A 24,752-nucleotide genomic window follows, 5' to 3' on the forward strand; every position below is an offset into this window, starting at 1 on the left:
AGACCTATTCAAACCAGTATATTACATATATTTTTCTTTTTATTATCACATTATATTTTATACTTATTGTTTTTCGAACTCCAGCACGAGTGTCGTCTTTCCTTCGTACAAAAATTGTCCACGATAGCGCGATAGCGTCGCAAATTCAAACAGCGTGTTCGGTTCATACAAATATTCGACCGCATAACTGATTTTTTCCTCATTCCCCGATTTGAGATAGGCGTTGAACAATAAACGTTCACCGTCGACTTGATAGCCATAGAACAGCAAAGTTTTTTGAAAACGTCGCGTCGCGATCGGATGAGCGATCGATTTTAGATGATCGACGCGATACAAGGACACGAGCAAGCGTCCACTTGGTCGCAGCAATTGACGGATGTTTCGAAAGAACAACAGCAGTTCCCCGCGCGTATAACGTAAAATCGTCGTTCCCGGTAAGATGATCCGGTCAAAGTACTCCGGCCCGACGACGTCCGTCACGTCATGACTCCAGCCGTAAATCTTATGTTGATACTTCTCCGCAATCTGTTTCGTCCGGGCTGCTTCCGGTTCGATCAGGTAAAGATCGTATCCTTCATCCGACAAAAGATTAAAGAGCGCCGGATCAAACGTTCCATGAAACAGGATTCGCTCGCCTTTTCGTAAATAACGCCGATACAGCATCAGCTCATCGACTTCATTTAACTGTTGCGCTTCCTGATACAGTTGACCGAATCGTTCATCTGCCTGAACATGATTCAGTACCTGGACGCGCGAGTAGCTCCCTTTACGCAAGAATGGACCAAATAAGACATCACCCATGATACATCAACTCCTTGTAGTGCTGAATCGCTTCTGCATAATCTGCGCCGAGTCGCTCCGGTAATACGTCGAACTGTTCCTTTTGATCCGCTTCGAGAATCCAGAGAAATGCTTCGTTCGTCTCAAATAAACGTAACGTCGTCCGGTCAAAAGCAAAACAGCCTTCCTCGTTTTGAATACCGATTAACGTCAATGGTCCGATTCGCCCGGACGTCCGAGGCAATTCGAGATCAGAGTACGGTGTGATGAAACGGCTCGTTCCCTGAAACGTTCCTGCCAGTTGATACAGTAGAGGAAACAGCTCCAGTTCAGTTTGTGATGCAAGCGCTTCAGGTTGAGGTTGCTGTTCTCGGAATGACTCGATATCAACGGAGATATCTGCACTCAACTGAATCGTCTTCTGTCGATCGGCGTAAATCCCGTCCGCAAAGAAGAACAGTCGATGCGAAACACGTATTCCACTTAACGTCGCATAGTCGAGGATTCCCATCGACTGATCGTTTTGAATCCGTCCCGTTTGTTGCCAGTCCGCTAGTCGCTCTGCTAGCGCGTCACGCGATAAGACCGTTAGTTGCGAATCAAGCGAGGGAGAAAGACGATCGGAAAACGTCAACAGAATCGGTGTCCGACTCATCAGTTCGATGATCGGTAGATCGTGGCGCATCGGATGATCAAAATAGATGACGCTGTTGATCGTCATCGCATGAAAGCTACTAGCTGGAATCCGCTCTAGTAATGAGCTGTCCTCGATGTAGACATGACGTAACGGTTGCGGATGATGTGGCACCGACGCTGGGTACACACCTGTCATCAACGAGAGGAGCGCATGATGGACAGCTGGAACGGATGCAGAATCAGGCATGTCTTCCTGCGGTAAGAAGAGACCATTCAGGAAATCCGGTTGGCCAAACAGGACTTCTCCATTTGGACGAATCAAGTGGAACTGAACATGCAACATCTCGTGTTGCAAATACGCAACGAGTCGTAACGTCCGTTCGCCTTCCCCTTGGAGGACGAAGACGTAATGCTCATACTCCTGAAAATCCATATAGTCGAGTAAATCATGGAACGTATGTGTGTCGTAATCAAACGCGTCGAGCGAAATACGGTGCGTCTCACAAAACGTTTGCAGATCAAGCGATGGTAGAGAACGTTGCAGCCAGCCGTCTTGTTCCGATAAAAGCGATAATCCGATCATGTCCTCTCTCCTTTCTCATCAAATGATTGAAAAAAGGGCTTCATTCTAACATCCGAATGAAGTCCTTTTGTGTGGATTAAGCCGATTTAACGTTTGCCTTAGGTTTCGTAGCAGTCCGGTCCATTTCCCGATGAGCGAGGGGGGCGACGGAGACGGTAGCAGGATTGAGACACCAAGCGCATGAAGTCATGTTACGTCGCGTTTCTTTTAAGATGAGTGTCATGGTTGTACCCCTTTCTGAATCAAGTGTGATGGTCTTTGAAACATTGATACGAAATCAAGTAAATCAGTAGTATCTCGTCTTGTTCGCTTCTATAATAGAAGTTGATACCCTATACCAGTTCAATCTCCACGAAAGGACGAGGAGCCGATGGATCAATTCATGTCACCGCAAATCGGCTTAGCATTACGCCGATTGCGGAAGAAACACAATCTGACCCAAAAAGATTTAGCAAACGGAATCTGCAGTCAAGCAGAGATCAGTAAGATTGAGAGTGGCACACATTCACCGACAGTCGAATTGCTGTATGCTTTATCAAAGCGATTACAAGTTCCATTATCAGCGTTCTTAGACCCTACAAATCAACAAACGAATTTACGAACGATTGACGAAGAATTACTTTATAAATTTAGAAATCAGGACTTTGAAGGCATTTATAAACAAAGTAAAGTCGCACTATCTAATGCTAATACTTCATTTGAACATTCATTATTGTATAAATATTACTTCTTCATTTGCTCATATCGTCTAGGAAAAATCGATTACCGTACATGTATAGTAGAACTTCAAAATCTATCTAATGAATACTCCACTTCATATTATTCACCAAATATGCTAATTCGAATTAAATCTGCGATTGCGAATCTATATTCTGAAAATAGAAGTTTTCAATATAGTATCAATGTTTATGAAGAAATATTAAATCTCAACTTTGACAATGATGATTTAATCGTCGATCGAATTAGAATTTCGTATAATTTTTCAAAGATTCTTTTAGAATTCCAAAAACATAATCGAGCACTTACTATAATTGATGAAGCAATTGAAACAAGCTTAAAATTTAAAGATATGTCGTTACTCGGACAATTATACTCTCAAAGAGCTGCTTGTTTAGATAAATTAGGTGCTCCATCACAAGAAATCATTAGAACTTTTGATAAATCATATTTTTTGTTTGAATTATTAGGAATGAAAGAGTATCAAAAAATTATCACAACGATGAAAGAAGAATATCTAGCCAAATAGCTGTATCAGTGTATGAATTTCAATTAAGCTCGTTTTACTGCGTACTCAAGTGGAATTCCATCAATAGCCACATCTGTTTTTTGTGAATATTCTAAAGGCAATCCTTTAATCGCTACATCGAAAGCTGGAGCATACTCAAGTGGTAATCCTTTGATCGCTAGGTCTGTTTTTTCTGAATACTCGAGTGGCAATCCTTTAATCGCTACATTAGTTTCAAGCTGACTAGCAACGCCAGCACCAACAGTAACAGATAATGATAAAGCTGCAATCGCTAAACCTAATTTCTTTTTCAAGTTCATTTAAATAACCTCCTATTATTTTTCGTATGGCTTCGTAACAACATCATATAACCTTAGACCCCCTCTGAATATTCGAATACGAATAATTATGGTATTTTACACATTATTTTCACTTTGTATGACTTTTGACTCGAGTCATATGTCCTGATTACTGCTTGTTTTTTACAAATCATCCATCAATGTGTCGAACTTGTGTATGAAAATAGATTTTTTTGAATATTCCATCATGATGAAATTCCGTAACAGACAAAAAGAGAGCTCATCCAACTCCTACGAGTCGAACGAGCTCTCTTTATTTTGAGGATTGTCGTAACGCGATGACGTAAAAGATACCGAGGACGACAATCACACCTAGTAGTATTGAACTAATCGTCGTTCGCGTTGACGTATCCGGCATCCATATCCCAAGTCCTAAATTGATTGCTGCGATAATTAGGACGAGCCAAACAATCGTACGTGGTCGCATATCAATCTCCTTTCTGATCTACTCTGCCGTCCGATCACCGAATATGCTATGGTGAAGATAACGAAGGAGGTTCTGTTTCATGAATAGACTTGCTGTATTTTGTGGTTCCAAAGATGGTGCTAGCCCAGTCTTTCGCGAGGCAGCGGGTACGCTTGGTCAAGCGCTCGCCGCGCACGGTATCGGACTCGTATACGGCGGTTCCCGCGTTGGAACGATGGGGGCTGTCGCGGACGCTACGCTTGCTGCTCAAGGTCAGGCCATCGGTGTCTTACCTCATTTTCTACAAGAAAAGGAACTTGCTCATCCAGGATTAACTGAATTACATCTCGTTCACTCGATGCACGAGCGGAAAGCGAAGATGTCAGAACTCGCTGACGGCTTCATCATTCTTCCGGGTGGTCCCGGTACGATGGAAGAGTTTTTTGAAGTCTTCACGTGGGCGCAACTCGGTCTACACGAAAAACCGTGTGGTGTACTCAACATTGAAGGATACTATGATCCCTTGATCGCCCTATTTGACACGATGGAACGTCAAGGATTCCTGATTCCAGAACACCGTGCGATGCTGATCGTCGAGTCAGATCCTGATCGTCTTCTTGAACGCTTCGCGACGTATGAAGCTCCACACGTCAAAACCTATATGGATCGCTCACAAACCTGATGCAAACGGAGTCCTCGACTCCGTTTTTTTGTATGGATTCCCAGCTCTTGCGATTCTACTTCTCTCTCGTTACTCATTTTCTCTACACTGACGTAAGAATCCTACTTTACAGCACAAAAAAACCAGATGCACGTTGGCACCTGGTTTAACATTAAAAGAACTTCAAGATCGCGTCACTGAGGTTCGTCAAAGACGGTGTCTCGTCAATGACCATCAAACTCCCTGCTGCGAGAACGATGAGACCAAGACCCGACAAAATCCAACCTGGGTGTTTGACCGTGTCCGCTGAATCTGTGTTTTCTTTACCAGACCGCGCATTCGCTGCTTGTTCTTTTAAGCGATCGCGACGGTATTGATGTTGTTCCTCTTTCGTCCACTTCTTATATTCAGCGAGAAACTTCTTATACTCCGGCAAGACATCCTTCGTCGTTCCGTCGAGGCGGACTTGACCGTATTCGAGCCAGACGACCCGCTCACAGAAGCTCTTGATTTGCGAGAGCGAGTGACTGACGAAGATGATTGTCTTCCCTTCCTCCTTGAATTCGTTCATCTTATCGATACAACGGTTGTAGAAAGTTTGGTCCCCGACCGATAACGCTTCATCGACGATCAGGATGTCGGCGTCGACATTAACCGCGATCGCGAAGCCGAGGCGCGACTTCATCCCACTCGAGTACTTCTTGATTGGCTGATCGATAAAGTCACCGATATCCGCGAAATCGATGATGCCGGGCATCCGACGCTCGATTTCTGCGTCGTCCATCCCAAGCATGAGACACTTCAAGCGAATGTTCTCCCGCCCCGTCAGGACGTTCTTCAACCCTTGTGAGACGGCGATGATCGCAACTTCACCATTGATCGCGACGTCTCCTTCGTTTGCATAGATGATACCTGAAATCAAGTTCGATAACGTCGATTTACCGGATCCATTGATACCGACGAGTCCGACAACTTCTCCCGATCCGATCTCGAGCGAGACATCCCGTAATGCAGTAAATGTTTTAACGCTCTTGCTTTGATTCTTGAACAAGAGCTTGAATTTTTCTTTCGTAGTCGTGACCATGTCGAAGCGTTTCGTGACATGGTCGAGTTTAATCATAGACATGGCGATTTCCTTCCCTTAAACGAGCTCAGTGAATGATTTACGGAACTTGATGTGCAAGAATGTTCCCGCTGTGAACAACAGGAGCGTCACACTCCAGAAATACAGACCGGTCGGCCACTCCTGCCAGACCCAATGCCCTCCGAGCAAGCTCGCCCGGTATCCCTCGACGAGATAAAAGACAGGGTTCAAACGAAGGACGCCGTGTAAGAAGTCCGGGAACCGTTCAATGTTCCAGAGGATTGGTGTCATATAAAAGAGCATCCGCATCATCGACTGCAAGAAGAGCTGGATGTCTTTAACAAGTGTGATGAGTGTTGAAAAACAAAGTGAGAACGCATAGACGAAAATGTACGTCGCGATCATATAATACGGCAACTGGAGTAACTTCCATGTGATCGGGATACCGTTTGCGATGATGACGATGAAGACGATCAAGAGCATCGCAAAATGTTGATACATCCGCGATAAGATGACATACGATGGAATCGCGCTCATCGGGAAACGCATCTTCGTTACCATCGCGAGACGACTGTTGATCGAGTTTGATCCACGAAGTAACGCGTCATTGATGAAGAACCAGACGACGATCCCACAAAGGAGCCAGACGATGAATGGAATATCGCCATCCACGTTCTTATTTCCTTTAAGACCGACCCCGAAGACAAACCAATAGATGAAGATTTGGAGACCCGGATTGAGGAGCTCCCATAAAAGGCCAAGGCGTTGTTCTGCATGCGCTGATTTGATTTCATATCGCGCCAACCGGCGAATCAGTGGGAAATTCTCCACCTGTTCCCGGATGATACTTCTCATTTCTTTCAGCATAAGTGTAAGTTCCTTCCGATTCATGATACATGTATTTTATTTTCATATTCGTTGATTCCACTCAAAAAAAGACAGATGCCGTCCGCGATTGCTCAAACGAACGCTCTCTCTGCGTGAACGGGTCCTTGCCCGGTCGATTCCGACTCGCCTCCTTTGTCCACTCATTCGTGCATGGCAGAAGCAATACTTCCTATATACACTTAATCAATTCTAGCTATCGTGAAAAAGCGTGTCAATGTATTGGACGAACCGACACCAAACTGTAGTTTTTCAGGCACGACAAAAACCGGCGGGTCCACCACCGGTCATCTCCTAGTTTGTTTCCTTACGCATGATTAAAATGTGGAAACTCAATCGTCGTCGGTGGTGATGCGAGCCCCCATACGAGGAGGACGGTGATCACACAAATAATGCCGACGAGGACACCGCCTCGAATCGTATCATTCATCTATCGTTGCCTCTTTTCATCCGAACTGTCTGTATACTGATATCATACAATATTTAGCAATTCAGGACCACTAAAAAATCGACATTTAATGGGAATGATTAACGATTGGTAATATTCTTTCGTTTCATTTTTATTTGAGACAAGATATAATGAAAGCGTTATCATTTATCTATGAAGACGAACGTTCGGATTCTAAAGCTTACGAGCAAACGACTTCCGTGGGTTGTCTTGTCGTCGGACCTAAGAATTTACGTTATTTACAAAAGGTTCATCCCACGAAGCTTTCCGAACCCTTTATAGTAGAAGAAGAGGTCAACGATCGCATCGCGACCTTGCATTCATACCCCACTCTTGAAGGAGGATTTTTACGTATGTACAAATCAAAACCGCTTTACGCGGCAGCTGTTGCTGTCGCCCTGACGACATCGGCAATCGTGCCAGTTGCTCAAACGACAGTTTCGGCTGCAACACATGTCAAAGTCAAAACGGTCAAACTCAAGTCACTCGTCTTCACGAAAGGTGCTCCGGTCAAACTCCCTGCTACATATAAAGGTGAGAAGATCACGTGGAAATCTTACGATCGCCATGCGTTCAACCGTTATCAAACGGTCAAAGGCACATACGGCAAGAAAAAGAATCCAATCGAAATCAAAATCTACATTCAGAACTACGCAGTGAAGTTCGTCGAGAAGGTCGCAGATCAGACAATCTATGTCGATCAAAAACCAGAATTGCCGAAAACACTAGCTGTTCTTTATGCAACAGGTCGCATCTATGATAAGCCAGTCCGCTGGTCGAAAGTTGATACGAGCGAAGCGGGTGTGAAATATGCGGTCGCAAGTTATACGCGTCTTGGTAAGACGATTACATTAAAAGCAAAAATCACGGTGCTCGACGTCAACACGGATGACTTCTCGATTGGTTTGATGCATACGAACGATACGCATGCAAACCTCGATAAAGCACCAAAACGGGCAACTGTCATTAAAGAACTACGCGCTGCTTACCGCTCAGAAGGTAAACCATCGCTTCTTTTAGACGCTGGTGACGTCTTCTCCGGATCACTCTACTTCAACAAGTTCCTTGGACAAGCTGATCTTGAACTGATGAACTACATGAAGTACGACATGATGACATTCGGTAACCACGAGTTCGATCTCGGTGATACAGACAACAACATCGCTTTGAAAAACTTCGTCACGAAAGCGAAATTCCCATTCATCACGGCGAACGTCGATTTCAGTAAAAACGAACTCTTCAATGGTCTACAAAAGAAAACGATCACAGCCGGACCAGAGCGTGGCAAAATCTATCAAGGGATCATCAAGGAATACAAAGGACAAAAAATCGGCTTCTTCGGTTTGACGACTGAAGAAACTGCTGATATCGCAAGCCCAGGTACGGTGGCGTTCGCGAACTACATCACGAGTGCGAAAGCGGCCGTGAAGAAACTCGAAGATCGTGGCGTCAATAAAATCGTCGCCTTGACACATATCGGATTCGATGACAACGAAGCAATCGATAACGATCAACTGCTCGCACGTAACGTCGACGGGATCGACGTCATCGTCGGTGGTCACTCGCATACGAAACTTGAAAAACCAGTCGTTGTCGACGAAACGGTCGTACCAGGCAAAACAGAACCAACGATCATCGCTCAAGCATACCAATACGGTGATTTCCTCGGAAATCTTGATTTGACGTTCGACTACAAAGGGAAGTTGACGGAGTACAACGGATCACTGATCGACGTTTCAAAAGCAGTTGAAGACGTTCGTGCAGCTGAAATCCTCAAACCATATGCAGATCAAATCGCTGAATTGAAAAACGAAGAAGTCGGTGCGAATATCGTTAATGCTCTTCCAAACCCACGTGGTGAAGTCAGTGTCCGTAACAGCGAAACAGCTCTCGGAAACTTGATCACGGACGGCATGCTCAAAAAAGCAAAAGAATACAATACAGATACAGTCATCGCGATGCAAAACGGTGGTGGTATCCGTGCTGCTATCGATGCCGGACCACTCACAGTCGGTGAAGTCTTAACGACGCTTCCATTCGGTAACACGCTTGCGACAGCTAAAATGACAGGAGAAGAAATCAAAAACCTTCTTGAAATCAGTGTCGGGATTGCACCAAAAGAAAATGGTGGTTTCCTCCATGTCTCTGGTATGAAATTCGAATACGATAGCACAAAAGCGGCCGGTGCACGCGTCACGAAGATGGAAGTGAACAATAACGGCACATTCGAAGTCATCGATCCAGCGAAGACATATGTCATCGCAACGAATGCCTTCACAGCTAAAGGTGGCGATGGTCTCACACCATTCGAGACGGCTTACAAAGCTGGTCGCGTCACGGACCTCGGTCTCTCTGACTGGGAAAACCTACGTGATTTCACGAAATCACTCGGTCAAGTCGACTACAAGATTGAAGGTCGCATCGTCGATACATCAAAACTTCCAAACTAATTAGACACAACAAACAACCGCAGGTCTTCTCGATTCGTTCGAGAACGCCTGCGGTTGTTATGTTATAGTGTCTGCGCTGAGTTTTGCTTCAACAGCTCAATGATTTCATCGAGTTCATACTCTTGTGCCAACATAAGTGGCGTGAAGCCATCTGCGTTTTTAATCGTCGGATCAGCGCCATGCTCAAGTAAGAGTTTGACTGTCTCTTTCCCTTCCCCTTCAACAGCATGATGAAGAGGCGTGAACTTGTCGGCATCTTGTTGATTGACCTTTTCGCCTCGCTTCAAGTACAGGTCGACGAGTTCATCGTTGTTACTGAAGACTGCCGTAATGAACGGTCGCTCGCCGAACTCATTGACAGCATCGACATCACTGCCTGCTGCAAGCAATTCCTTAAAGACCGATTCGAGTCCCGTGCTGGATTTACGATATCCGAGGTAATGCAATGCCGTATCGCCATCGGCATCGACTGCCTTCATATCACTTTCCGGAATCAGTCGATGTATGTCTTCGAGCTTCCCTTTTTGAATCGCTGCCATCAACTCTGTCTCGTTGAGATCCTGACCATTCGTCTTCGTCGTGACGTTCTCGTCACTCGTTTCTTTTTTTGCCTCAATCGCCCCTTCGTCTAACAGCATACCTGCAGTCGTGCTGACAAGGAATATTGCCATTAGAATGCTACCTGCGACGACGAAGCCTTGACCATATCGAAAGAGTGGGCGCGGACGTTCGATTGGCTCACCCGTTAAGTGCAACCGTTCGAGTAAAGAAAGTTCGGTTCGTAACGCTTCATACAATAAGATGGAAAACGTCCGTCGCTGCCGTTTCTCCTCGATATAGACCTCTGTATCTGTCGTTGCTAGAAGTGTTGGTCCGAGCACATCCTCAAACATGGCTTGTCGCGCGTATATAGGCGAAATAAGTGGTAGGACCATCTGATGACGGGTTCGAGCACATGCCCGCATGTAAACCGGACGTAAAAACGGAATCCAGCTGCCAATCCATAGTAAGATTTGCTTTTCCTGATGGTTCCGTTTGATCCGTGCCAGTTCAAGCAGTAACCGAAAACGACGTGTTTCTGTCAACTCCAGATACGACGTCGGTAGGACGATCAAATACTTTTGGAATAGTCCAATGACGTGCGGTCGTTTCACGTCATCTTGGAAATAGATTTCTGGCATCCGCCATAGTTGCAACTGTTCTGTATGTATACGGACTTGCTCGAACAACTCTGGGAACTGCTCGGCACTCAAGCGAACCCCTTCACTTCGAATCCGTGACACCCGTTGCCACTGGCGTAACCAAAGTAGTAACAATAGGATCACTAGCGCAAACATGGCATAAATACCGCTCTCGCCGGTTTCAAACACTAACCCAATGATGCCACCCACTGTCAAAATGGCGATGCCTAACAACAAACTAAAGTAGACGGTTTCTTTGCGGGTAACCGCTTGCCTGATCCGGTGCGCGGGATCGATTCGTTCATGCATCTCCTGCTCCATGTGTCATCTCCCTCATCTGTCACGTAATTCATCGTTTTCTCTTCCTTCTTATCTTAACGGTTATTCCATTGAAGTTCCAAGGGAATCCTTTCCTGACATACCAAAAGACTATTCAGATAACTTATATTTTCGTCAATCTGTTGATAACGCAATATTTTTTCCTGAATATTCATTATATATGTAATAAAATTTCATATATTCTATTTTAGAGCGGTTTTTATTGATTTTTCAGCATTTATACGCAATTCACACAATAAAGCAACCTGTCATTCGAACCACTAACATTTTATTGATGGGTAGGACAATAGTCACTTTTTTAGATTGCAGAAAAATTTGGAATACCATATAATAACTAACAGGAAGAAGAATATGGGAGTGAATTTCTTGGGTTTATTTAATTTAATGAAAAAGGACTATACCGTCCAGTATCAAGTATTACGCGGAGATGAGATCGTTGATACGGATCGACTCAACATCCGGGCAGGCGATCACACGACAGCACGAAAGAAAGCCGACAACATGTTAAGAAAAGAATTCGGACGTACTCAGTATAAGATTGAATGGGTACAACGGTTCTAATCGCTAAAATAACCCATCGCCTCAGTCATGATGATTGAGACGATGGGTTATTTTCATGCACGCTGTTGTTCTTGCTCTCGCACAATCTGGTCAGCTTTCAAATAAAGACGAATCGCTGTATACAATACGATACCAATCAATGCACCACTGCCATCGATCAACACATCGCCGACGAGTGGGGTTCGTCCACCCGTCAATTGCTGATGGAACTCATCCATGACACCAATCGTCATTGCCGTCGTAAAGGCAAAGAAGGCAGCTGATAATGCCGCATAGCCTCGTCCACGCAAAAAATGAACGATACTAATCCCAAGAATGAGGAACAAACCAGCGTGCATTCCCTTTCGAATGAAAAACTCAAGGAACGCCGCAGGTCCAAGCGATGCAACGCTAATCGGAACTTCATAATGAAACGACACGAAGGAAAATGCATACACCCAGTCGAGTGGGATACGCTGTGTCAAAAACGAAATCAAGGATTGTTGCTGGTACGTCATCGAACTGAAGACGAATAAGGAAAGTAAGATGGCTACTCCTACATAAGCAGCAATGGGTATCCGGCGCATCAGGCACTCTCCTTTCTATTGTACATCCTACCATGGATGCTCATCGTGAACATACGCCAAAAGACGGACTTACCTTACTCTCATTACCTGTTGATTCCCTCTTTTGCTTCAAACACAACAAAAAACACCCCATCCAAGTGGACGAGGTGCAGTTCCTTACAACGATGACGTCTTTGGTTCGCGTAAGAGGTGTTTGATGTCGTGGAACGTCACGAACGTTCTGTTCTTCGCATCGTATAGTTTATAGCGAAGCGACTTCAGGCTCGAGAATAAACCGATCTTCGTCGCCTTCTGAAGTGGTGGTGTCGAGACATGCGCTTTTTCGAGATGATAGTTCGGGACGCGCGGGCTGAGATGGTGAACATGGTGGAAGCCAATGTTTCCTGTCACCCATTGCAAGACCTTCGGCAACTCGTAATACGAACTACCTTCGATTGCCGCCTTGACGTAATCCCATTCACTTTCATCCTCGAAGTACGAGTCTTCGAACGTGTGTTGAACGTAGAATAACCAGATCCCAAGTACGCCTGCTGTGAACATCGTCGTTCCTTGGATGATCAAGAAGGCCTGCCAGCCGATGAAGTAAATCAGGATACCGTACAGGACGATAAGCGACGCATTGATGACATGTGTGTTGACTCGTTCTTTTTTGCGCGCATCCTTCCGGTTGAATCGGCTCGATACGAGAATCAACAAGAGCGGTCCAAGACCGAACATGACGAGTGGGTTCCGGTACAGACGATACTTGAGACGTGTGAAGCGTGACGCTTCGATGTACTCCTCAATTGTCATGACCCAGATGTCACCGACACCGCGCTTATCGAGATTTCCACTTGATGCGTGGTGGATTGAATGCTCTCGCTTCCATTTCTCATACGGGAATAACGTCAATATCCCAGTGATCGTACCGACGATGGCATTCGCTTTCTTATTCTTGAAGAATGAACCGTGCGTACAATCATGGAAGATGATGAACATCCGGACGACGAATCCAGCGGCGAGGATCGCCACAGGAATCGCGAGAAACACAGATAGCTTCAGGGCCTGATATGCCAGAAACCATAGGACGAGAAATGGCAGGATCGTGTTGATCATCTGCCGGACGCTGGCTTTGATGTCTGCCTTTTCAAACGGCGACACATGTTTGCGCAGCTGGGCAATCTTTTCTTTACTCATAGTGGTGCTTCCTCCTCGGGTTGTTTCAGCGTTCACGACGCTAAGTAAAATAGTGAAACTAAAATATGAAACCAGTGAACGGTGGTCGTGACGGTGCCTCTACAACACGATTCAAAAGCGGCACTCTAATTGTTTAGCACTAAAATATTTTTATTACCAGGTAATTATAGCACATATTATAAATCGACTCCGAATTATTTTAAAAATAAAAAAGCAGAGACAAGTGCCTCTGCTTAATCGATTGATTTGAGTGGGTTGACGGCTGGTCCTTCTAGTACCTCTCCTGTCGGACCAAATCGTGAACCATGACACGGACAATCCCATGACCGTTCTGCTTCATTCCATTTCGTATCGCACCCCATATGGGTACAAGTCGTCGAGACGAGGTGAAGATTCCCTTCCGAATCGCGATATCCACCTACCGTCTTCCCGTGATGAGTAACGAGTCCTCCTTCGTCTGGCTGTAACTCGTCAGCATGACGACGTGCTTTGGTCAGCTTCCCTTTGACGAGCTCAATGGCGACGTCCGCGTTGTTCTTGACGAACTGAGTTGCATCCTTCGTTTTTAGCTTCGAACGGGTCGGGTCAAATAAATGGCGAAAACGATTAGGTGTTCCCGTCAATAAATCGCTCAACAACAATCCGGCTGCGATACCGTTCGTCATCCCCCACTTCGCAAAGCCGGTCGCAACGAACACGTTCGGGTCATTCGCCGCCATCTGTCCGATATAGGGAATCTTATCGAGCGTGATCAAGTCTTGCGCTGACCAAAACTGCTCGAACGCCTCGACATGGAACTCACTTCTCGCAAAGTCAGCAAGATGCTCATACCGTTGCATCGTCTCCGTCTCGTGACCGGACAAATGATTCTCGCCACCGAACAGACCAAGCAGACGACCATCGTCTGTTCGCGTGTGACGTAAAGAACGACTCGGTTGATCGGCACTCATGAACATCCCGTCCGGAAACGCCTCGTCGACCTGACCCGACACGATATACGAGCGATGGACTTCGAGTTTTGAAAAGTATAAGCCCTTGAAGTCATGAAACGGAAAATGGGTCGCGATGACGACCTTCTTCGCCTCGATCCGGTGACCGTTTTCCAGGATGACAGTTGGGGTGCGATTCGACTCGAGTGATATAGCACGTGTCTGTTCATACAATTTTCCACCTTGATGGACGATTTGTTGCGCAAGTCCTTGAAGATATTTGACGGGATGGAACTGCGCTTGATCGCGAAGGACGACAGCTCGTTTGACATCGTATGGCAACTTACTTCGGACTTCTTCCGTTGCTTCGCCACCGTTTAATCTCAACCGTTCATAGGCACGGACTTCCCGTTCCATCGCTTGCTCTTTTGATGTTGCCGCGTAGAGATAAGCGTCTTGCGTTTCAAGTTCGCAGGCAATGTCGAGTCGTTCCACCTGATGACGTAAAAACGAGATCGCTTCCTCGTTCGCTTCATAATATAGTCGCGCTGACTCCTCGCCGACGGTGCGTATCAGCGTGTCATAGATCAAACCGTGCTGTGAGGAAACTTTAGCCGTCGTATAACCCGTCGTACCGGCAGCCACGTCACCTGCTTCGATCACCGCGACGTCATATCCTCGTTCCGTCAATTGCATGGCCGTGACGAGTCCAGCAATCCCAGCCCCAATGACGACAACATCATGCTTAGCATCTTGATTGAGAGCGGGATATGAAGTAGCAGGTGCGCTTTGTTTCCAATAAGACGACGGAAATCCGGATAAGTAAGGCATCAAAAAACTCCCTTCAAAAAAGAAAACCAACAGATCGACATGGTTAATCGTTCCCTGAACGACGCAAAAACATGCAGAAATCGTATTGTTTTTAAACAATAACGCTAATTAAGAGGAATTAATTTACTTTAAAAAAATACAATATGGGATAATTAGGTTAAATTTTAGTTATACTAAGGTTAAGAATCATAAGAAAGGAATTTACTTCATGAAACTGGGGCGCCATATAATTGAAACCTTTCGTCGTTTTACGCTTGCAACAAGTATTGATGAATACGACCTTGCAAGTGCGCTGACAAAGGAAATTCCAGAGCTGACAGATATTTGTGTCACGATTCGACCGACGCATCTTCACATTCAAGCCGCTGTACCATTGATACGTTATGGTATAGAGCGTGACTTACCAGTCGAATTGACGCTTCAATTGCGGGCAGTCGATAAACGTACCGTCACGTTCGAAGTCTTTGACGTCTGTCCTCATGATACCGAATCCTTTAATGAAACCTACCTCATTCGTCCTCCTTATCTGCGTTATGCAAATCGACTTCTGACTGTTGATCTTTCCTTCTATCTTCCTTTCCGTCATGCCCGTTACCGCTCGATTCGTCACGTTAAACTTGAAGAAGGTTTGCTGCTTGCTTATTTGTCTCATTAAAAAAGAGCACCTTCTCCTACATTAGGCGAGGGTGCTCGTGTCTGTTACGAACTCAACTTATCCGCTTGACGCTCTAGCAATCCGAGGCGACGAATCTTTTTCTCCTCGACGACAGCGACGATCGCGAGGGCGATCAAACCGAACAGTAACGCCGCATTGAAGATGACAAATGTATCACTCCAGCCGTGTAACGTAACCGAACCAATCGTTAGACCGTTCGTTTCCGGATCAGCGATTTTCGCTAGACCGACTTTTGCGATCGAATCACCGAACAAGTAACCGAACGTACCGACCATCCCGTTCGTTACCGTCGTAGCCTGTTTTGGTGCGAAGCTGATGACCGAGACACCGATCAAGAGCTGTGGTCCGTAGATGAGCGCACCGAGTGCAAATAGTGACGCGTAAATCATAAGTTCACTCGTACCGTAACGATAACCGAGGACCGCGACGGCCGTTAGTAAGAGACAGATCGCTGCGACGAGCGCCCGGCGTCCCTTGAGTAAATCGGACACGTAACCCCAAATCATACTGCCGCATAATGCGCCGATCTCAAAGAAGAAGATCGTATTGACAGCACTCTCCGTGCTGAAGTGCAAGTGTTCCGTGACATAGAGCGGCGCCCAGTTATCAATCCCGATCCGGACGATGTAAACGAAGACGTTCGCGATACAGAGCGTCCAGATCCATGGGTTCGAGATGACGTACGTTTTGAAGATTTGCCATTTCGTCATACTTTCAGCAGCGATGTTTTCCGGTTCGATCGGTTCCTCGAAGATTTCTTCACTCCGATTCCACCCGAGTTCCTCCGGATCATCCTTCCCGATGAACAGACCGACGATTCCGATGACGAGCGCGATCGCAGCTGGGAAGATGAACATCCCAACGACACTTCCGTTGAAGAAGACGTTCGCTCCCCACAGTGCGAGACCACCGGCAATTGCTCCACCGATGTTGTGCGAGACGTTCCAGAAGCCGAGGTAGCGCCCACGTTTTTCAAACGGTGTCCAGCGGGCGATCGTCGAATACGACGACGGTCCCCCGACCGATTGGAAGAACCCACTGAGTCCCCATAAAACCATCAATAAACCGACCGGACTTCCGCTGGCACTCATCAAGAGTCCCATCGCGGTGACGATCAAAGAAGAGAGAATCAATAAGAACGAGATGACGCGTTTCGTATTTTTCCCGTCAACGAAGTAGCCGAGCAATGTTTTCCCGATTCCGTATGTAATCGAGAAGGCGAAGCCGATATAACCGAGTTCCGTCGTCGTAAAACCTAGTTCCTCTTTCAAGAGCGGTTGCGCTGCCTTGAAGTTGTTTCGGATGAGATACATCGCCATATATGAGAAGAAGACGACTAAGAATGCCTTTAAGAATTGCTGTAACCATTGTTTCCGTTGTACTTCGATTGGTATGCCGGCATTCGGCAATTTTTTGATGCTGAAGAAGCCCATCTTCCATTTCCCCTATCTGAATCAGAGTCTTCGCATCATTTGTCCTGGAGCTGATTGAATCGATGGAGGTAGTCGCGGTAATCGGCGACGATGTCCTGCCCGACGTTCTGCTGGATCGGTTGTGTCTTCGCGATCGCATAGGTCGGCGTACCGAATGAGACCTTCCTCAGAATCGCCTGACCGTCCGCCGAGAGTACGAAACGCATGAAGGCGTTCGCCTGCTTTTGTTGCGTTCGTCCTTTCAGCTTTGAGATCGCGTTGATCGAGTACGTATCGAGCGGGATGCTTTTGACCGGATAATACTTCTCGCGCAGTGATTGTTGATCCCCGATGAAATTGACCCCAAGCATCGCTTCCCCACTGGCGACGTACGACGTCGGTGCAAAACCGTTCGCCGTGAATAGTCGCGTTCGCTCGATGAGCTCGCGTAAGACATTTTCAGCTTTCGTCCCGTATCCGTCAAAGACCGCTTGCAGGATCGTCGCACCGGTACCAGAATGATTCGGATCCGGCAAAATCAACTCGTTCTGATATCGCTTCGCCGTCAAGTCAGCGAGCGTTTTCGGATAAGTTGCTGCCCCGAACCGCTCGTTCCAAACGTCTGTATTGATGACGATTGCTAAGCGTTCGACTTCATAGCCGATCCAGTAGCGGTCCGGATCTTGTAGTTCCGCTTGATCCATGCCGCTCGGGAACGGTGTCGACAACCCGCGTTGCTTGAGCGTCTGGTGAGCATCCCACGTTCCGCCGATGATGACGTCGGCGCGCGGATGATCCGCTTCCTTCGTCACACGCCGGACGAGTTCTTCCGTCGACAGGCGCACGAACTCATACGTACAACCCGCCTGCTCACAATATGACGACAGCAAGGCGCGACCGATATCCTCTTTCGCAGAGACATACGCCGTCAAATGCGGAACGGTTTCCCGCGCGGCTGTCCCCTGCTTCGTCTGTTCATTGTTGCGGACGATCCAAATGCTCATGAGACAAATGATACTCAGCAAGAAGAGCATTCCTTTTCTCATCGATCTGCCTCCTTCCCGGTCGGCAGGAGTTGTCCTTTTAAATAGAAGGTGTTTCCATTGTCATCATCCATGTACTGGACGCTGAACAATGTCTCATACACAGTAATATTCATTAAGTTGGCACGCGTATTCTGCTCATTCTTGAACCGCTGAAGCTTGAGAATGCGCGGCTGTCCCTGACTGGCATCGAGCGCTTGACCGACCTCTTCATAGTCCGTCATCGGCTCTGCTTGCGTCAGGCGACGCTTAACGTCTTCTCGTTCGCGTGCAGTCAAAGAACGAGAACGTCCTGCTGCATACACGGTCACGACTTCCCCCTCAGCGAACTGATGCGCGAGCTGTTCTGGTTCGTGATAGGCGTTCAAGAATCGTGCTTTCAGTGACGTCGTTTGGGTGCTAGGACGTTTTGCGACACATTTTCCATTTAGCGTCATACTTTCTCCGAGCGAGAACGTCCACGTCGTTCCGTTTAAGAAACGGAGCGTCCCGTTAAATGTCGCCGTTCCCGCCGGACAAGTCCCGTTTGTCACCGTCTTCATTTGCTTCAATAGCGTCGTGATACGCTGGACTTCCGTTCCGTCTTCTACCGTCTGCTCCCCCCATGCCCGGTGACGTAACGTCAACTCGGTCGGGAGCGAGTCATCGGAAGCATTCAGTCGTTTCGGTCCATCAAGGACGTGTAAGCGTCCGAAGACCGTCTGCTGAAGCAAAAGAAGACCGAGGGCAAACAAGATGCCCATCAGGAAGAGATAAGCGATGGTCGATGCTTTCATGATTCCTCTCCTTGCTTGATTCTTAGATTACGGGGCAATTGTTTCGTAAATCCGGTCGAATTGTTTCGTAAATGTATCATTTGTAAGCGATTACATTAAGTCTGATTCGCTAATCGAAAAGTTAATGTGATACGTGTGCCGCTTACATCACTTTCAAGTTCAAAATCGCCACCTTGTTCCTGCATCAGACGCCGGCAGAGCGGTAGACCGAGTCCATTCCCACTCGCCGTCGTCAGACTATGCTGCTCCTTCTCCCATTCGGCAAGCACTGCTGGATCAACACCGATCCCATCATCCGTCATGATGAGTCGGAGGGTCGTATCCGTACTGACGCTCGAAAACGTCACCGTCATCGCGTCACTGTATTTGACGGCATTCTCGAGAAGATTCAACAAGACTTGTTTCGTCTGATCGGGTTGCCCAAGCACGTAGATCGGTGGAACATCTTGTTTAACTTGAATCCCTTGTCCTTCAAGACGCAATTGCATGATGAATAAGGCGTCGGCAAGCAAGGCGTCGAGCGCGAACATCGTCGACGTCATGTGACGTTCGTTGCGCTGTTGTTTCGCCTGTTCGAGATTATGCGAGACGAGTCGTAACAAGCGCTGGCTCTCGACTTCGATGTAGTGATAACAATGCGCCGCTTCATCTGGGGGTAGCTTGGGGATCAACTCGACATAGCCCATGATCGCCGTCATCGGTGTCCGGAGCTCATGAGTGATGTGATCGATGAACGTCTGTTGGTCGCTTCGTTGTTGTTCGAGCTGTCCGATGTTGTGCTGAATTGCGTCAGCAAGCGTCGAGAAGTCCGCTGCCAGTCGGTTTAATTCCTCATATGGATACGCCGGTAGCGCATGCGCATAGTGTCCTTTTGTCAAGGCGTGCGAGACACTCCGTAAATCATCGATCGGTCCAATCAACGTCTTTGCCATCCGCCGTGCTGTCCAAACAGCAATTACGATCAAGATCAGAAATACGCCAGTGAAGACATAGGTGAATTGCCGCAGCAGTTCGGCTTCCGTCCGCAGATCGACGAGAAAACGGACCGAGCCGATGACGTCCGTTTTGCCATACAGCGGACTCGAGAAGAACAACACCGGAACATCGGTTTCTTTCAGAAAGAGATAACTCGACTTCCCTTTTAACGCTTGATCGATGTCTCCCGCGAGAAGCGGCAATTGATCGCGTTCGGAATCAGCGAGCAGTTCTGCGTTTGGTCCAAACAGTTGGACGCGCGCATCGAATCGGTCCGCGAGATAGGAAGCAATCGGGACTGCCGTATCGGCGAGCGAGTCCGTCTCTTCACTTGCAAGGTAGTTCATCGTATAGAGCTCCGCTTCCCGACTCAGTTTTTGGACGGACTCGACGGCGTTCTCATATAGGTTCGATTGGATGAAGGCATAGAGAATCAAGAAGAGGACGAGCAGTGCCGGAACGAGGAGCAAGACGAAGTTTTCCGTGATGACTTGGCGTAGCTTCATGCGTCGATCCACTTGTAGCCAACACCGTAAATCGTCTTGATCCGTTCGCCTTGCGCTCCGAGTTTCTTCCGTAAGCGCTGGACCATGATATCGACGGCTCGGGTCTGACCCGAGAAGTCAAAGCCCCAGACTTGTTCGAGCAGTTCATCTCGCTCGAAGACCCGTTTCGGATGCGTCAGGAAGAGTGCGAGCAATGCATACTCCCGGTACGTCAGTGGCAATGGTTGACCGTCGAGCCGAATGACTCGTTCTTCGGAATCAACAGATAAGAACGGGTCGGTCGCGACAGGCACTGGTGGCGCGACCGTCTTCGTGCGTTTCAACAGGTTTTTGACACGCAAGACGAGCTCCGTTCCGTTAAACGGTTTAGTCATATAGTCATCCGCTCCGAGCTGTAGCCCGATGATCTTATCGTTCATCTGATCACGCGCTGTCAGCATCAAGATCGGTAAATCAGGCGTCGTCTGTCGAAGTTTTGGAATCAATTCGAAACCGGTCGTATCCGGTAGCATCAAATCGAGGACTATCAAATCAAAGGTTTGTGTCGCCTGTAGGGCAAGTGCATCAGCTCCATTGGCTGCCGTCTCGACCGTCTGACCATCGAGTTCGAGTTGAAGTTTGACGAGATGCTGGATGCTCGCCTCATCATCGATGACAAGAATATGCATAGGAATTCCTTCTTTCTAGGCAGGTTTTTCTGTCCCCTAGCGTATCATGAAATCGTTTGCAATCACACCGAGAGAACAAATGCAAAAACAACAAACAATATTACAGACAATGAATCTGTCATTTGAAGCGATTCGAGATTTATTCTTATCAGATTATGACAAAAGAACTTTAGCTACAGAATCGAATTTTGATGACATCCATCCTCAATGATCGTATCAGCATAAAAAATACCCCTTGATCATTAAATGACCAAAGGGTATCAAAAAACTTTCTTATTCCATTACAAAATAAAATGTTAAACTACTCTATCTCTTACGGTATGTGTAACAACGTCAGTTTCTCAACTGGGACACGATGTTGTCGTTAGACAACTCTTTCTTCATTTTCCGAGTAATCAATAGCTTCACGAATCGTTTGTTCAACACAATCAAGAGTGACAATAGAACGACTAATCCAGCGACCATTATCAGAAGCGGCTGAATTCCCATGTATTTCCACATCCCTACTGCAAATAATGCAATCAGAGCATAGGAATACAGATATATTTTTTTATTCATGGATTCGATGGTTGAATAAAATTGTCGAGAAATTTCTTTACTCGATAACCCGTTGATATACAATGACAACAAGTCTCTATTTAGTGTTTTGATCAGTGCATTTAAACTATTTCTATAGAAGATAAAGACGATAGCAAGTAACACTACTTGGAAGAGTATCAACAGATACATCGACATTTTAGAACCTGTTACAAGTTTTTCTAATCCTTCCGCTTGATAGTATACATATGCTTTTTCTTCATCAAACATGTTATTAAAATCTTGTACAAAATCGTAGATATACTCTGTTTTCGTAATATTGACTAACAACGACTTAGCACTAGAATAATTATCTGATTTACTTATTTCTTCAGCTAATTTCGCGCTAGTTTGAGGTGCTAGATAACATTTATCCTTTAAAAAGAAAATACCTGACCCTTCGTAGTAGGATTGTTTTAAGGATAGTGGTTTGTTCTCCATATCCGTGAACTTCAACGTGTTCCCTTTAAATGAATCAGGTAGAATGATTTCGTTTCCTTTGACCGGTTTATGATAGTTGATAGCATCTCGTGTCGTTGGATTTAGCGTCAGACAGTTCATGAAATCCTGTTCACCGTCGCCATTTGAATACGATAATGGAATCTCATATTCGTACGACAAATCTTTAACATTATCCAACTTTTTTATCTTTTCTGTATCGTACGTAAACTCACCGTTTTTAGTGTATCCGTTAATAAGTACCATGGAAAGCCGCTCATTGTTTAAAATGTTATTTCGAATATTTTCTGTTGATATAAAAATTGTAAAAACAGAAAATAACAGTAAAATGATAAGGAGAAAATTTAATGTAGTCAATTTTTTTAGCTGTTTCATATACTTCTTCTTCATGTAATGAAAAACGGTCATTTTCATACTGCAATTCCTCTATTCAATTCATTGAAGTTAAATGTTTGATCCGATTGGCCAACTACATAATTAGAATGCGTAACGATTAAGATGATTTTATCAGACTTAATTTCCTTTAATAAATCCATGATCATTTCAATGTTTTCTTTGTCTAGATTATTTGTTGGCTCATCTAGCAAAATCAATTTGTATTCAAAAATCATTACTTTTAGGAAAGCAGCCCGTTGCCGTTCTCCTCCTGAAAGATTGTTGACAGGTACATCTAATTTCTTCGACATTCCGATTTTTTCACTGTATCGCTTTAATCTTTCTTCATCAATATTTTGATGATTAATCAACGATATGATTTCGAGATTTTCACGCACGGTTAATGCTTCAATGAGATTTAAATCCTGAAAGAAATAAGCGATTTGTTTACGCGCCTCATCAATCTTTTCTTTATTCGAAAAATCTAGCGTTTGATTGAACAATACTACTTCTCCATGCGTAGGAGCCTGTATCAACGACAAGATGTTAATCAAAGTCGTTTTACCGCAACCACTTTTACCAAATAGTGAATAAATGCCTGGCTTTTGAATTTCTAAAGAAAAGTCATTTAAAATTTCTTGATTTCCATAGCCGAAACTTACGTTATTTACGTTTATTGACATCATCGAATCATCGAAACCTCCTAGCAATTTCGTCACCCTCTAAAATATTTAAGATATTATTCAGATAGACACTCATTTCGAATGAATAGTTTCCTGCTTTCTCACAATAACCAAGACCGCATTCTTTCTCTTTTATACGCTCTTTGATCTTCTCAGTATCCACTTTTAATTCATGCTCCGTGATCATACTGCTATACACATTCAAAACGACATAATCATCTTTCCCATCATATTTCAAGACAGTTGGAAATAATGACTTCACTTCTTTTTTCTGTGAAGAGGTCAATGTAACGCTATCATAAATCAACAATTTTGTTAATAATTTGTTTTCTTCTAATAAATTCTTTTCATTAAAAAGATCATTTTCATCTTGGTTTTTCCCACAATAATATCTCTCCGATAGATTGTTCAAATCGTTACAATTCACATCTGGAAACTCACTCAAATCTCGATTTTCATTTTTTAAAATTTGATCTATGACAGATATGAAGTACAAATTTTGTTGCGTCTTCTTTTCGCTTCCTAAGAGGGTATCGAGGCGGGAATTAATCACCTCGATGTATTGTTCTGTATGTTTCAATTTATTACTAGCAAATAAGTTAGACATCAGATACAGATTTCGAATACTGTCTAAAGAATGATAAAAACTAGTGTAAGGTTTATTTTGATTCAATAAGTTTACGAATGCTTTTTTTCCTGCATCGTTCTCCATAACCATCTCGACAATTTGTAATTGTATCCAGTATGTGATTTCATCACAAAATAGTAGTGTGATTTGGTTTTGTTCATTCTGATAGAGAGATTGGAGACGTTCTAACTTTATTCCCCATTTATGACTATCGTTTAATTTTAATGCTGCATACAACAAGATAGGACGGTTTGGATCCATCAAATCTTGACTAGAGTATTCGTCAATGATTGTTTTTATCGTTTCTTTTGTCAGAGAAGTGCTTATATTAGAATCAAGTTCAAGCGATAGGAGTGTAAAGTATAAATATTCAATTTGATCACCTTGAACGGGTTTTCTCATTTGGTGAATATGCTCTTTTATGTCTTGAATCATGCTGACTTCTTTGATTGAATTTGCAGTTTCGTATAAAAAATAGAGATCAAAAAATGAGTCGATTTTTGAAATTTGTTTGCTATTCAATGTACCTTCACCGTTAATTTGCATAACAATCAAGTCACAATAAAACTTGTTTCTCTTTTCATTACATTTTTGAATCGAATAGTTCTTTGACTTCTTTTTTAGAAAACGATAGGTACTGTTATTTTTAATAGCTGAAGATTCACTAAACTGACTATCTACTTCAAAGACAGAGCCACCATCTGATGTTTTTAGATAAGAAGATGCAGTCTTCACTAAGTTTGAATTATGTATATCTCGATTGATGAACGTTTCACCTTGGCTACAACCAGCTAATATGAATAAAAAACTGATACAAATAAGGATTATTTTTTTCATATGGTTTCGATACTCCTGTTCATAATACGAAAGGTTAG

Annotated in this window: 26 protein-coding genes; 6 read left to right on the top strand and 20 right to left on the bottom strand. The window is 45.0% G+C overall.

The features are described from left to right. Positions 1-63 precede the first annotated feature (63 nt). The 3 genes from KNQ03_RS07175 to KNQ03_RS07185 all read right to left on the bottom strand — a co-directional run bounded on the left by KNQ03_RS07175 (position 64) and on the right by KNQ03_RS07185 (position 2,222). On the bottom strand, positions 64-801 hold the full coding sequence (locus tag KNQ03_RS07175; RefSeq protein WP_244290062.1) for a class I SAM-dependent methyltransferase: 738 nt from the start codon (positions 799-801) through the stop codon (positions 64-66). After that, complete coding sequence (locus tag KNQ03_RS07180; protein WP_214724030.1) at positions 794-1,999, bottom strand: hypothetical protein; 1,206 nt, start codon at positions 1,997-1,999, stop codon at positions 794-796. The genes KNQ03_RS07175 and KNQ03_RS07180 overlap by 8 nt, the downstream gene beginning before the upstream one ends. Positions 2,000-2,075: 76 nt before the next feature. Further along, a complete protein-coding gene (locus KNQ03_RS07185) occupies positions 2,076-2,222 on the bottom strand; it encodes a hypothetical protein (protein ID WP_156323178.1) in 147 nt (48 codons plus the stop codon). 147 nt (positions 2,223-2,369) lie between these two features. On the opposite strand from KNQ03_RS07185, the gene KNQ03_RS07190 reads away from it, so the two are divergent. Next, a complete protein-coding gene (locus KNQ03_RS07190) occupies positions 2,370-3,245 on the top strand; it encodes a helix-turn-helix domain-containing protein (protein WP_133207769.1) in 876 nt (291 codons plus the stop codon). A gap of 23 nt (positions 3,246-3,268) precedes the next feature. On the opposite strand, the gene KNQ03_RS07195 is transcribed toward KNQ03_RS07190, so the two are convergent. Together KNQ03_RS07195 and KNQ03_RS07200 are read right to left on the bottom strand one after the other, a co-directional pair. Then, positions 3,269-3,544, bottom strand: a complete 276-nt coding sequence (locus KNQ03_RS07195) for a hypothetical protein (RefSeq protein ID WP_047392874.1) — start codon at positions 3,542-3,544, stop codon at positions 3,269-3,271. 292 nt (positions 3,545-3,836) lie between these two features. After that, positions 3,837-4,010: a hypothetical protein gene (locus KNQ03_RS07200; protein WP_023469413.1), complete on the bottom strand. Its 174-nt coding sequence runs from the start codon at positions 4,008-4,010 to the stop codon at positions 3,837-3,839. Between the two features lie 79 nt (positions 4,011-4,089). On the opposite strand from KNQ03_RS07200, the gene KNQ03_RS07205 reads away from it, so the two are divergent. Beyond that, the gene (locus KNQ03_RS07205) at positions 4,090-4,671 is read left to right on the top strand and encodes an LOG family protein (RefSeq protein WP_214724032.1); all 582 of its coding nucleotides are present in this window, start codon (positions 4,090-4,092) and stop codon (positions 4,669-4,671) included. A gap of 151 nt (positions 4,672-4,822) precedes the next feature. Here KNQ03_RS07205 and KNQ03_RS07210 read toward each other — a convergent pair whose 3' ends face one another. From KNQ03_RS07210 to KNQ03_RS17165, 3 genes are all read right to left on the bottom strand, one after another. Further along, positions 4,823-5,776: an ABC transporter ATP-binding protein gene (locus KNQ03_RS07210; protein ID WP_214724034.1), complete on the bottom strand. Its 954-nt coding sequence runs from the start codon at positions 5,774-5,776 to the stop codon at positions 4,823-4,825. 15 nt (positions 5,777-5,791) lie between these two features. Then, positions 5,792-6,589 carry an ABC transporter permease gene (locus KNQ03_RS07215; RefSeq protein ID WP_230088492.1) on the bottom strand — a complete coding sequence of 266 codons (798 nt, stop codon included), beginning with the start codon at positions 6,587-6,589 and terminating at the stop codon, positions 5,792-5,794. 337 nt (positions 6,590-6,926) lie between these two features. Further along, on the bottom strand, positions 6,927-7,049 hold the full coding sequence (locus KNQ03_RS17165; protein WP_255359374.1) for a hypothetical protein: 123 nt from the start codon (positions 7,047-7,049) through the stop codon (positions 6,927-6,929). Positions 7,050-7,420: 371 nt separating this feature from the next. On the opposite strand from KNQ03_RS17165, the gene KNQ03_RS07220 reads away from it, so the two are divergent. Further along, entirely contained in the window at positions 7,421-9,517 is a 2,097-nt protein-coding gene (locus KNQ03_RS07220; RefSeq protein WP_214724036.1) for a 5'-nucleotidase C-terminal domain-containing protein, read from the top strand. Positions 9,518-9,579: 62 nt separating this feature from the next. Here KNQ03_RS07220 and KNQ03_RS07225 read toward each other — a convergent pair whose 3' ends face one another. Further along, the gene (locus KNQ03_RS07225) at positions 9,580-11,019 is read right to left on the bottom strand and encodes an ankyrin repeat domain-containing protein (RefSeq protein WP_214724038.1); all 1,440 of its coding nucleotides are present in this window, start codon (positions 11,017-11,019) and stop codon (positions 9,580-9,582) included. Positions 11,020-11,403: 384 nt separating this feature from the next. Here KNQ03_RS07225 and KNQ03_RS07230 point away from each other — a divergent pair, with 384 nt between their 5' ends. Continuing rightward, positions 11,404-11,598: a hypothetical protein gene (locus tag KNQ03_RS07230; RefSeq protein ID WP_214724040.1), complete on the top strand. Its 195-nt coding sequence runs from the start codon at positions 11,404-11,406 to the stop codon at positions 11,596-11,598. Positions 11,599-11,651: 53 nt separating this feature from the next. On the opposite strand, the gene KNQ03_RS07235 is transcribed toward KNQ03_RS07230, so the two are convergent. From KNQ03_RS07235 to KNQ03_RS07245, 3 genes are all read right to left on the bottom strand, one after another. Beyond that, positions 11,652-12,164 carry a VanZ family protein gene (locus KNQ03_RS07235; protein WP_214724042.1) on the bottom strand — a complete coding sequence of 171 codons (513 nt, stop codon included), beginning with the start codon at positions 12,162-12,164 and terminating at the stop codon, positions 11,652-11,654. Positions 12,165-12,320: 156 nt separating this feature from the next. Beyond that, positions 12,321-13,340, bottom strand: coding sequence for a Delta(5) desaturase DesA (gene desA, locus KNQ03_RS07240; RefSeq protein WP_214724044.1), 1,020 nt, complete (start codon positions 13,338-13,340; stop codon positions 12,321-12,323). Between the two features lie 233 nt (positions 13,341-13,573). Further along, positions 13,574-15,100: an FAD-dependent oxidoreductase gene (locus KNQ03_RS07245; protein ID WP_214724046.1), complete on the bottom strand. Its 1,527-nt coding sequence runs from the start codon at positions 15,098-15,100 to the stop codon at positions 13,574-13,576. 208 nt (positions 15,101-15,308) lie between these two features. Here KNQ03_RS07245 and KNQ03_RS07250 point away from each other — a divergent pair, with 208 nt between their 5' ends. Beyond that, a complete protein-coding gene (locus tag KNQ03_RS07250; RefSeq protein ID WP_214724048.1) occupies positions 15,309-15,755 on the top strand; it encodes a hypothetical protein in 447 nt (148 codons plus the stop codon). Between the two features lie 44 nt (positions 15,756-15,799). On the opposite strand, the gene uhpT is transcribed toward KNQ03_RS07250, so the two are convergent. The 5 genes from uhpT to KNQ03_RS07275 form a co-directional block, all read right to left on the bottom strand. Continuing rightward, positions 15,800-17,209 (bottom strand): hexose-6-phosphate:phosphate antiporter, encoded by a 1,410-nt coding sequence (gene uhpT, locus KNQ03_RS07255; protein ID WP_214724050.1) that lies wholly within the window; start codon positions 17,207-17,209, stop codon positions 15,800-15,802. A 35-nt stretch (positions 17,210-17,244) separates the two neighbouring features. Continuing rightward, positions 17,245-18,234, bottom strand: a complete 990-nt coding sequence (locus KNQ03_RS07260) for an ABC transporter substrate-binding protein (protein ID WP_214724052.1) — start codon at positions 18,232-18,234, stop codon at positions 17,245-17,247. After that, positions 18,231-19,007, bottom strand: coding sequence for a DUF3919 family protein (locus KNQ03_RS07265; RefSeq protein WP_214724054.1), 777 nt, complete (start codon positions 19,005-19,007; stop codon positions 18,231-18,233). The genes KNQ03_RS07260 and KNQ03_RS07265 overlap by 4 nt, the downstream gene beginning before the upstream one ends. Before the next feature lie 95 nt (positions 19,008-19,102). Continuing rightward, positions 19,103-20,488, bottom strand: a complete 1,386-nt coding sequence (locus KNQ03_RS07270; protein WP_214724056.1) for a sensor histidine kinase — start codon at positions 20,486-20,488, stop codon at positions 19,103-19,105. Continuing rightward, positions 20,485-21,156 carry a response regulator transcription factor gene (locus KNQ03_RS07275; RefSeq protein ID WP_214724058.1) on the bottom strand — a complete coding sequence of 224 codons (672 nt, stop codon included), beginning with the start codon at positions 21,154-21,156 and terminating at the stop codon, positions 20,485-20,487. Before KNQ03_RS07275 ends, KNQ03_RS07270 begins: the two co-directional genes overlap by 4 nt. 79 nt (positions 21,157-21,235) lie before the next feature. Between KNQ03_RS07275 and KNQ03_RS17170 the strand changes: the two genes are divergently transcribed. Beyond that, complete coding sequence (locus tag KNQ03_RS17170) at positions 21,236-21,367, top strand: hypothetical protein (protein WP_256443266.1); 132 nt, start codon at positions 21,236-21,238, stop codon at positions 21,365-21,367. 122 nt (positions 21,368-21,489) lie between these two features. Here the strand turns inward: KNQ03_RS17170 and KNQ03_RS07280 are convergent, their stop codons facing one another. Genes KNQ03_RS07280 through KNQ03_RS07290 form a run of 3 tightly spaced genes read right to left on the bottom strand, consistent with a single transcriptional unit; the run spans position 21,490 to position 24,714 of the window. Continuing rightward, positions 21,490-22,566 carry a hypothetical protein gene (locus KNQ03_RS07280; protein WP_251133276.1) on the bottom strand — a complete coding sequence of 359 codons (1,077 nt, stop codon included), beginning with the start codon at positions 22,564-22,566 and terminating at the stop codon, positions 21,490-21,492. 35 nt (positions 22,567-22,601) lie between these two features. Next, complete coding sequence (locus tag KNQ03_RS07285) at positions 22,602-23,252, bottom strand: ATP-binding cassette domain-containing protein (RefSeq protein ID WP_035410473.1); 651 nt, start codon at positions 23,250-23,252, stop codon at positions 22,602-22,604. A gap of 4 nt (positions 23,253-23,256) precedes the next feature. After that, a complete protein-coding gene (locus KNQ03_RS07290) occupies positions 23,257-24,714 on the bottom strand; it encodes a hypothetical protein (protein ID WP_214724062.1) in 1,458 nt (485 codons plus the stop codon). Between the last annotated feature and the right edge of the window lie 38 nt (positions 24,715-24,752).

Source organism: Exiguobacterium sp. s143, from assembly GCF_018618895.1.
In the GTDB taxonomy this organism is placed as follows: domain Bacteria; phylum Bacillota; class Bacilli; order Exiguobacteriales; family Exiguobacteriaceae; genus Exiguobacterium_A; species Exiguobacterium_A abrahamii.

Bases quoted from the DNA above. Each gene is read 5' to 3' on its own strand.
- KNQ03_RS07175 (WP_244290062.1), bottom strand. From the start codon at position 801: ATGGGTGATGTCTTATTTGGTCCATTCTTGCGTAAAGGGAGCTACTCG.
- KNQ03_RS07180 (WP_214724030.1), bottom strand. From the start codon at position 1,999: ATGATCGGATTATCGCTTTTATCGGAACAAGACGGCTGGCTGCAACGT.
- KNQ03_RS07185 (WP_156323178.1), bottom strand. From the start codon at position 2,222: ATGACACTCATCTTAAAAGAAACGCGACGTAACATGACTTCATGCGCT.
- KNQ03_RS07190 (WP_133207769.1), top strand. From the start codon at position 2,370: ATGGATCAATTCATGTCACCGCAAATCGGCTTAGCATTACGCCGATTG.
- KNQ03_RS07195 (WP_047392874.1), bottom strand. From the start codon at position 3,544: ATGAACTTGAAAAAGAAATTAGGTTTAGCGATTGCAGCTTTATCATTA.
- KNQ03_RS07200 (WP_023469413.1), bottom strand. From the start codon at position 4,010: ATGCGACCACGTACGATTGTTTGGCTCGTCCTAATTATCGCAGCAATC.
- KNQ03_RS07205 (WP_214724032.1), top strand. From the start codon at position 4,090: ATGAATAGACTTGCTGTATTTTGTGGTTCCAAAGATGGTGCTAGCCCA.
- KNQ03_RS07210 (WP_214724034.1), bottom strand. From the start codon at position 5,776: ATGTCTATGATTAAACTCGACCATGTCACGAAACGCTTCGACATGGTC.
- KNQ03_RS07215 (WP_230088492.1), bottom strand. From the start codon at position 6,589: ATGAGAAGTATCATCCGGGAACAGGTGGAGAATTTCCCACTGATTCGC.
- KNQ03_RS17165 (WP_255359374.1), bottom strand. From the start codon at position 7,049: ATGAATGATACGATTCGAGGCGGTGTCCTCGTCGGCATTATTTGTGTG.
- KNQ03_RS07220 (WP_214724036.1), top strand. From the start codon at position 7,421: ATGTACAAATCAAAACCGCTTTACGCGGCAGCTGTTGCTGTCGCCCTG.
- KNQ03_RS07225 (WP_214724038.1), bottom strand. From the start codon at position 11,019: ATGGAGCAGGAGATGCATGAACGAATCGATCCCGCGCACCGGATCAGG.
- KNQ03_RS07235 (WP_214724042.1), bottom strand. From the start codon at position 12,164: ATGCGCCGGATACCCATTGCTGCTTATGTAGGAGTAGCCATCTTACTT.
- desA (WP_214724044.1), bottom strand. From the start codon at position 13,340: ATGAGTAAAGAAAAGATTGCCCAGCTGCGCAAACATGTGTCGCCGTTT.
- KNQ03_RS07245 (WP_214724046.1), bottom strand. From the start codon at position 15,100: ATGCCTTACTTATCCGGATTTCCGTCGTCTTATTGGAAACAAAGCGCA.
- KNQ03_RS07250 (WP_214724048.1), top strand. From the start codon at position 15,309: ATGAAACTGGGGCGCCATATAATTGAAACCTTTCGTCGTTTTACGCTT.
- uhpT (WP_214724050.1), bottom strand. From the start codon at position 17,209: ATGGGCTTCTTCAGCATCAAAAAATTGCCGAATGCCGGCATACCAATC.
- KNQ03_RS07260 (WP_214724052.1), bottom strand. From the start codon at position 18,234: ATGAGAAAAGGAATGCTCTTCTTGCTGAGTATCATTTGTCTCATGAGC.
- KNQ03_RS07265 (WP_214724054.1), bottom strand. From the start codon at position 19,007: ATGAAAGCATCGACCATCGCTTATCTCTTCCTGATGGGCATCTTGTTT.
- KNQ03_RS07270 (WP_214724056.1), bottom strand. From the start codon at position 20,488: ATGAAGCTACGCCAAGTCATCACGGAAAACTTCGTCTTGCTCCTCGTT.
- KNQ03_RS07275 (WP_214724058.1), bottom strand. From the start codon at position 21,156: ATGCATATTCTTGTCATCGATGATGAGGCGAGCATCCAGCATCTCGTC.
- KNQ03_RS17170 (WP_256443266.1), top strand. From the start codon at position 21,236: ATGCAAAAACAACAAACAATATTACAGACAATGAATCTGTCATTTGAA.
- KNQ03_RS07280 (WP_251133276.1), bottom strand. From the start codon at position 22,566: ATGAAACAGCTAAAAAAATTGACTACATTAAATTTTCTCCTTATCATT.
- KNQ03_RS07285 (WP_035410473.1), bottom strand. From the start codon at position 23,252: ATGATGTCAATAAACGTAAATAACGTAAGTTTCGGCTATGGAAATCAA.
- KNQ03_RS07290 (WP_214724062.1), bottom strand. From the start codon at position 24,714: ATGAAAAAAATAATCCTTATTTGTATCAGTTTTTTATTCATATTAGCT.